4 protein-coding genes are annotated in these 3,333 nt (G+C 68.5%); 1 reads left to right on the top strand and 3 read right to left on the bottom strand.

Going from position 1 to position 3,333, the window contains the following annotated elements:
* Positions 1 to 106 precede the first annotated feature (106 nt).
* Complete coding sequence (locus tag VK519_RS16210; protein ID WP_324351452.1) at positions 107 to 1,009, bottom strand: 5'-3' exonuclease; 903 nt, start codon at positions 1,007 to 1,009, stop codon at positions 107 to 109.
* The gene (locus VK519_RS16205; RefSeq protein ID WP_324351450.1) at positions 997 to 1,566 is read right to left on the bottom strand and encodes a nitroreductase family protein; all 570 of its coding nucleotides are present in this window, start codon (positions 1,564 to 1,566) and stop codon (positions 997 to 999) included. Before VK519_RS16205 ends, VK519_RS16210 begins: the two co-directional genes overlap by 13 nt.
* A gap of 61 nt (positions 1,567 to 1,627) precedes the next feature.
* On the opposite strand from VK519_RS16205, the gene VK519_RS16200 reads away from it, so the two are divergent.
* The gene (locus tag VK519_RS16200) at positions 1,628 to 2,722 is read left to right on the top strand and encodes an NAD(P) transhydrogenase subunit alpha (protein WP_324351449.1); all 1,095 of its coding nucleotides are present in this window, start codon (positions 1,628 to 1,630) and stop codon (positions 2,720 to 2,722) included.
* Positions 2,723 to 2,767: 45 nt separating this feature from the next.
* Here VK519_RS16200 and VK519_RS16195 read toward each other — a convergent pair.
* Positions 2,768 to 3,333 (bottom strand): DUF3106 domain-containing protein (locus tag VK519_RS16195; RefSeq protein ID WP_324351448.1); only part of this gene is annotated, 566 nt, incomplete at its 5' end.

Raw genomic sequence — 3,333 nt, 5'->3', positions numbered from 1 at the left:
TGGAACAGCGTTTCAACGGGGGCCCGGGCATCGTCGGGTGCGCGGGGATGGTCGATCGTCATGCTGTGTCTCCTAAACCTGCGGCTTGCCGCCCATGATGGATGCATCACGTGACGGCGAGATCACGCAAACGTGCCCGCGTCAGTGGACCGAACCGCAGCTGCTGGCACAAGGCCTCGATGCCGGCGAGGTCGCCGGCCTGGCGACGCAGGGCCTGGGCATGGCTGGCGACCGCGACATCGAGCGCGATGCGGGTAAGGCGCCGGTAGAGCCGGGCAAGTTCGGCATGTTCCTTCAGCCGTGCGGCGCAAGCCGCTGCCCCGCGCAGGCGCAGGTACGGCACTTCGTCGATACGGTCGAGCAGGCTGTCCAGGTCGCCGAAATGGGCCAGCAGGGCGGCGGCCGTCTTGGCGCCGATGCCGGGCACGCCGGGAATGTTGTCCACCGCATCACCGCACAGCGCCAGGTAATCGGCTACCTGGTGCGGATGCACGCCGATCCGCTCGAATACGCCAGCGGCGCCCCAGCGGATGTTCTTGGCGAAATCCCATTGCTCGTCGTGCTCGCCCAGGAGCTGCCCGAAGTCTTTGTCTGCCGAGACGATGACGCTGCGGAAACCATGCGCGCGCAGCGAGAAATGCGCGCTGCCGATGAGGTCGTCCGCTTCGTATTCGTGGTCGTTCATCACCACCAGTCCCAGGGACTCGGCCACGCGCCGGCACCACTCGAACTGCCGTACCAATGCCGGCGGCGGCAAGTCACGGTTCGCCTTGTACGCCGGATAGATGGCATTGCGGAACGACGTGGTAAGGGAGGCATCGAAGGCCACCGCCACGTGTTCGGCGCGGGTGCGCTCCAGCAGTTCGCACAGGAAACGGGTAAAGCCATGCACGGCGTTGACCGGTTCGCCGTCGACGTCGTGAAATTCATCGGGCATCGAATGCCAGGCGCGGAAGACGTACAGGCTTCCATCCACCAGGTGGGCGACCGGGCGGATTACGGCGTCCACGACGACACCACCTCGTCCACGGCCGGGCGCTCGCGTTCGGGCGCGTCCATGACCGGCGTGCCGATGTGCACGAAACCGACGATGCCCTCGTTGGGGCCGAGGCCGAGCAACACGGCTACGCCCTCGTCGTAGGCGGCCCAGCCGGTGAGCCATTGCGCACCGAAACCAAGAGCCTGGGCACCAAGCAGCAGGTTATAGGCCACGTTGCCGGCGGCAAGCCGTTGTTCGATGGCGGGCACGCTGCTGCCTGAGTCGATGCGGCTGACCACGGCTATCACCAGCGGGGCGTATTCATAGCGGCGGCGTTCCTTTTCGCGCTTGGCATCGGAGAGGCCGGGTCGACTTTCCAGGAGGGCTGACAGGCGCGCGCCGAAGGCCAGCTTGGCCTCGCCCGCGAGCAGGATCATGCGGAAGGGCACCAGTTTGCCGTGGTCGGGCACGCGCACCGCCACCTCAAGGAGCTGGCGCAACGCCTGGGCATCGGGGCCTGGCGCACCAAGCTGGCTGGCGGGAACGGAGCGGCGGCCCCGCAGGGCGTGCAAGGGTTCATGGTTCATCCGTCGATTTTAGCAACCTCCTGTACGATGCGCGGGGTGCCTCTTCACGGGAGTGTGGTCCATGGCCTTTACCGTTGCCGCCCTTCGCGAAACCGCCACAGGCGAACGCCGGGTGGCGATCACCCCCGAAACGGCGCGCAAATGGCAGGCGGCGGGCGCGTCGGTACTGTTGGAAACCGCGGCGGGACAATCCGCCGGTTTCCCCGACGAGGCCTATCCGGACGTCACGTTCACAGACGCGCTGGCGGTCGCGGCGCGTGCCGATATCCTCCTGTGCGTACAGCCGCCGTCGCCGGCCAGCCTTGCGGCCTTGCGGCCGGGTTCGGTGCTGGTAGGCGCGCTGCGTCCGCACACAAGTCCCGAGTGGCTGGAGGCGCTCGGCGCCCGGGGCGTGCGTGCGCATTCGCTGGAGCTGTTGCCGCGGACCACGCGCGCTCAGGCCATGGATATCTTGAGTTCCCAGGCCGCGGTGGCGGGCTACAGGGCGATGCTGATCGCTGCCACCTCGGCACCGAAATTTTTCCCCATGCTTACCACCGCGGCCGGCACCATCCGTCCCAGCCGCGTGCTGGTGATCGGCGCAGGTGTGGCGGGGTTGCAGGCAATCGCCACGGCCCGGCGCCTGGGCGCGCAGACCGAAGGCTACGACGTTCGTCCGGAAACGCGCGAGCAGGTGGAGTCACTCGGTGCGAAATTCCTCGACCTGGGTGTCACCGCCAGCGGCACAGGCGGCTATGCACGCGAATTGTCGGCCGAGGAGCGCGCGGCCCAACAGCAGGCCCTGTCCGACCACTTGCGCCAGGTGGACGTGGTGGTGACCACCGCTGCCGTGCCCGGGCGGCCGGCACCGAAGATCATCACCCGGGCGATGCTTTCGGGCATGAAGGCGGGTGCGGTGGTAGTGGATCTGGCCGCCGAGAGCGGCGGCAACTGCGAGGCCACTGAAGCCGGGCGCGAGGTACACGTGGGCGCGGTCACGGTAATCGGACCGACGGACCTGGCGGCGGGTGCGCCGTTGCACGCTTCGGAAATGCTGGCGCGCAACTACCTCAATTTCGGCGTGCTGTTGCTCAAGGACGGTGCGCTGCTGGAAAGCCCCGACGATGAACTGGCCACCGCGACCCAGGTGGCTGGGCAGGTAACGTCGGCGGCTTGAACCCTTTGCCTGCGGGCGGCCTGCATGGGCCGCCGGCGCCTGTCGCTAAAACGGCTCATCGCCGTGTGGCGGAGACGGAGGCTGGCCTCCACCGGGACCGTGCGGCGGCCGGCCGCCACCGGGCGGGGGGCCCATGTCATGCGGCGGCGGGACGACGGCATCGGGGCCGATATTCTCCAGGCCGTTGCGCCTCTGTTCGGGTGATTGCGCCCGCCAGCGCGCCACGAGTGCCGCCTGCTGGTCGGGCGGAAGACTGCGGAAGCGTTCGAAGGCCGCATGCAGGCGTTGCCGCTGCTCGGGCGTGAGTTCCTTGAAGCGGTCCATGTTCTGCCGCGCCGCGGCCCGTTGCTCAGGTGTCATGGCCTGCCACCGCGCTACCCGCTCGCGGATCGCCGCCTGGCGGTCGGGCGGCAGGTGAGTCCACTGGTCCGCCCGTTCGAGAAGGTGTTGCTGCCGGCCGGAAGGCAAGGTGTCCCACTTATCCTGGAACGGCGCCAGCAGGCCGCGTTGAGCCGGGCTGAGGCTCGACCATGGCCGCGCCGGCATGTTGGCGTCCGGCCCGGGCATCGATGCTCTCGGTGGAGGCCCGGGCGGCGGTGGCTCAGCGTGTG

This window comes from Pinirhizobacter sp. (genome assembly GCF_035317885.1).
Taxonomy (GTDB): domain Bacteria; phylum Pseudomonadota; class Gammaproteobacteria; order Xanthomonadales; family Rhodanobacteraceae; genus Pinirhizobacter.
The sequence above is the reverse complement of the archived record's forward strand: the minus strand, read 5'-3'. Positions and strand labels throughout refer to the sequence as shown.

Excerpts from the sequence above, each read along its gene's own strand:
- VK519_RS16205 (WP_324351450.1), bottom strand. The coding sequence starts at position 1,566 with ATGAACCATGAACCCTTGCACGCCCTGCGGGGCCGCCGCTCCGTTCCC.
- VK519_RS16200 (WP_324351449.1), top strand. The coding sequence starts at position 1,628 with ATGGCCTTTACCGTTGCCGCCCTTCGCGAAACCGCCACAGGCGAACGC.